This window comes from Gilvimarinus gilvus, from assembly GCF_030518155.1.
Classification (GTDB): domain Bacteria; phylum Pseudomonadota; class Gammaproteobacteria; order Pseudomonadales; family Cellvibrionaceae; genus Gilvimarinus; species Gilvimarinus gilvus.
In genome coordinates, this window is sequence record NZ_JAULRU010000821.1 from 1 (window position 1) to 302 (window position 302).

1 protein-coding gene is annotated in these 302 nt (G+C 30.1%); it reads left to right on the plus strand.

The features are described from left to right. Positions 1-302 (plus strand): hypothetical protein (locus QWI17_RS21650; RefSeq protein WP_302724618.1); only part of this gene is annotated, 302 nt, incomplete at both ends.

Consider the following 302-nt stretch of genomic DNA (forward strand, 5'->3'; position numbering starts at 1 on the left):
ACTACAGTAACAGATAGTTTGTATGCTTTCATCCCAGAAACAGGAAAAGAAAATAAGATTTATGATGTATTGGCGCAAGAAAATGAATATCAAAAAATGTTATTCACAAAACTTGGTCTGAAAGAAGAAAAATCAAAAACTGATTTTGAAGTTCTTGAAAAACATACCATAAAAGTAGAAGATTATTTTGAAACCTTATCAGATAAATCTGAAAAAGATAAAATTGCAGTCTTATATGCATCTGGAACAATTACTGAAGGGGATGGTTTTGATGGTATTCAATCGAAGACTTATGTGGATGC